4 protein-coding genes are annotated in these 3041 nt (G+C 68.2%); 2 read left to right on the forward strand and 2 right to left on the reverse strand.

Annotated features, from left to right (window positions below; genetic code table 11):
- Positions 1–148: 148 nt before the first annotated feature.
- On the reverse strand, positions 149–1123 hold the full coding sequence (locus tag G3N92_RS32160; protein ID WP_206131567.1) for a DUF4880 domain-containing protein: 975 nt from the start codon (positions 1121–1123) through the stop codon (positions 149–151).
- A gap of 9 nt (positions 1124–1132) precedes the next feature.
- Positions 1133–1714: a sigma-70 family RNA polymerase sigma factor gene (locus G3N92_RS32165; RefSeq protein ID WP_206131568.1), complete on the reverse strand. Its 582-nt coding sequence runs from the start codon at positions 1712–1714 to the stop codon at positions 1133–1135.
- Positions 1715–2306: 592 nt separating this feature from the next.
- On the opposite strand from G3N92_RS32165, the gene G3N92_RS32170 reads away from it, so the two are divergent.
- Both G3N92_RS32170 and G3N92_RS32175 read left to right on the forward strand, forming a co-directional pair.
- Complete coding sequence (locus G3N92_RS32170; protein WP_206131570.1) at positions 2307–2780, forward strand: Lrp/AsnC family transcriptional regulator; 474 nt, start codon at positions 2307–2309, stop codon at positions 2778–2780.
- Positions 2777–3041, forward strand: a 265-nt coding sequence (locus G3N92_RS32175; protein WP_206131569.1) for a hypothetical protein, incomplete at its 3' end; no start/stop codon positions are given. The genes G3N92_RS32170 and G3N92_RS32175, both read left to right, overlap by 4 nt.

Genomic DNA, 3041 nt, shown 5'->3' on the forward strand with positions numbered 1-3041 from the left:
TGGGCGCGGATCGCGAGCCGCACCGCCGCGAAGATCCGCTCCACCAGCCCGTGCGCGGGCACGTCGGTCAGCGCCGCCAGCGTGGCGCGGTCCAGCACGAAGCCGGTCCCGGCTCTGGGCGTGCCGGCGTCGGCGGGAGGGGGCGGGCTCACGCTTCGCGGATCAGCACGAGGTAGTCGCCGACCATGTCGATGCGCAGCGGCAGGGCTTCGGCCAACTGGCGCAGGACGCCGTCGGGATCGCGCAGATTGAACACCCCGCTCACGCGGCGTCGCGCGGCCGCCTCGCTGGCGCGGATCATGCCGGGGCGGTAGCGGCGCAACACGCTGAGCACGTCGCCCACCGCCTGGTCGGAGGCCATCAGCATCGCGCCGGTCCAGGCCAGCGCCATCGCCACCGATTCGCGCGCGTCGCGCAACCGTCCGCCGGAGAAGCGCAGCGTTTGCCCCGCACGCAGCACGTGCCGGCTGCCGTCGTTCAACGCAAGCGTGCCTTCGCCCTGCGCCACCGCCAGCAACGAGTGATCGTCGAACACGCCGAGGCTGTAGCGGCCGCGTTGCAGGGCGAACGAACCGTGCGCCGTCGCGGTGACCAGCATGGCATCTCCGGCCCGCAGGGCCGCGTCCACCAGCACGCAGCCGGCGTCGAGCCGCCACGCGTCGCTTGCCGATGCGCCGACGCGGTACAGCGAACTGCCGGCGTCGAGCCGCGCATTGGCGTTTGGCCCGAGCGCGATGGTGCGCTGCTCGCCGATGCCGGTGCGGAACGTTGCGTCGTAGCCGAGCGAATGCATGGAGCGATAGCCGAACACGCCGAGCATGGCCAGGCCGAGGCCTGTCTTTAGGCCGGCTTTCAGTGCGCGCCGGCGCGGCAGATCCGCATGCAGCAGCGCATCGCGGCTCGCGTGCGCGCCGCTGTCCGCCAGTTGCCGGAACGGTCCGAGCTTGCGTTGCAGCGATTGCCACGCCGATTCGTTGGCGGCGCTGGCCTGACGCCAGCTATCGAAATGCGCGCGCTCGGCGGTGGTGGCTTCGCCGGAGCGCAACAGCACTTCCCAGGCGATGGCGGACTTGACGGGATCGTTCAAGGCGGTCGGGTTGATCGTGTCGTTACGGAATGCCAAGCAAGCGCTTCAGGCAGCCAGGATGCACGCCAGCGCCTGCGCGATGTACTTGCGCACCATGCTGGCGGATACGCCCAGCAGTTCGGCGATCTCGCTGTAGGTCAGCCCGTCGAGCTGGCTGTACAGGAATGCCTGGCGTGCCTTGCGCGACAGGCCGCGCAGCAGTCGATCGACGTTGACGAGGGTCTGCACCACCTCGAGCACCGATTCGGGCGAGGGCGTGCTGGCTTGGTCGGCGGCCGCCAGCGCGGCCAGATAGGCGGCCTCCAGATCGCGGCGGCGCCACATGTCGAATACCAGGCGCCGCGAGATGGTGGTGAGCAGCGCGCGCGGGTCGCGCACCGCGCGCACGTCGGGCAGCGTCGCCAATTCGACGAAGGCCGACGACGCCACGTCTTCGGCTTCCGAGGGGCAGCGCACCTGGCGGCGCAGCATCTGCTTGAGCCAGCGATAGCTGTGCGCGAACTCGGCGGCGAGAAACTGGTTGCGGTACGCGAGATCGCCCGCTTCGGCGGCGCCGGTGTGCCGAGGCTCATCCGCGTTTGCGCAGGGCGCCTGCAGTGCTACCGCGTCTGAGACTGTCGCGTTCATACCGTAACCGTTCCGATCCAGCAGTTCGTCATCACTTTACCGTGAGAAAAAAATGCACGGCAAGTCGTTGCGCAATTTCGTGACGGCGTTGCGCGCATCGCACGCCGCCGCGCCGGGTTGCGCGACGACGCAGTATAAGGACGCCGGCGCGCCTGCCTAAATATGGATTCGTGCGTTCGTTATCAGTCTGCGGATTCATTGCGCATCTCCACGCGAGGTTCGTCGGGACGACTGATTGACGCATCGCGCGCGCCCGTTCGCGGTTCGGCGATGCGAGTCGATCTTAGTGCGCCGAATTCTCGGCGGGCCGGTTGCGGCGCGGCTTTGTGCGATTCGCGCGCCGTCAAGATATGGCATGCCCTTTTCGCCGGAAATTTGCCGCCTGCCGAGCATGAAATTCCATTGCTCGCGACTATGCCGTTGCGTATTTGCCGCAAGCCGGCGGGTCCGCATGCGCCGCGCGGGCCGAATCGCGGAATTTTTTTTCGTCCGACGGTATCACTTTGGTCCGCCTCGTTCGACATAACCAATGAAGGCGCGCCGCGATTGCCGCGCGCATATCCGGGAGCCGCTCGCGGCGGAGGACATCGTGATAGACCGAACCGACCGACACATACTGGAAATCCTGCAGGAGAACGGCACCTGTTCGGTAGCCGAGATCGCGGAGCGCGTGAGCCTGTCGACCACGCCGTGCTGGCGGCGCATTCAGCGCCTCGAACAGGAGGGCGTGATCCGCCGCCGGGTGGTACTGCTCGATGCGGGCAAGCTCAACCTGGACGTGACGGTGATCGTGCTGATCCGCACCGCGCATCACGGCACCGCGTGGCTCAAGGCGTTTCGCGACGCGGTGGTGGAGATTCCGGAAGTGGTGGAGGTGCACCGCATGAGCGGGCAGGTCGATTACCTGCTCAAGGTCGTCGTGCCGAACATCGCCGCCTACGACGCCGTCTACAAGCGCCTGATCGGCATCGTCGAACTGCACGACGTCAATTCGAGTTTCTCGATGGAAACCATCAAGTCCACCACGGCGCTGCCGCTGTCCTACAGCGGCGGGGTGCCCGCATGACGCCGAGCATGTCGCCGCGCCGGGCCGGGCCCGCCGCACCGCGCGCGCTGCCGGGCCCGAAGCCGCGCGACGCGGTGATCGTGCTGGTGATCGCCGCGCATGCGTTGCTGATCTGGCTGCTGGTGCATCGCACCCGCATCGAGCTCGAATCGTCCGCGTCGGCCGCGAGCGGCGGCCGCTCGATCGCGGTGCAACTGATCAGCCGCCCGTCCGCGGCGACGCCGCCGTCGCCCGTGCCGCCGTCGCACGTGCCGGTGCCGG

This window comes from Burkholderia sp. Ac-20379 (assembly GCF_017104645.1).
In the GTDB taxonomy this organism is placed as follows: Bacteria; Pseudomonadota; Gammaproteobacteria; order Burkholderiales; family Burkholderiaceae; genus Burkholderia.

Excerpts from the sequence above, each read along its gene's own strand:
- G3N92_RS32165 (WP_206131568.1), bottom strand. The coding sequence starts at position 1,714 with ATGAACGCGACAGTCTCAGACGCGGTAGCACTGCAGGCGCCCTGCGCA.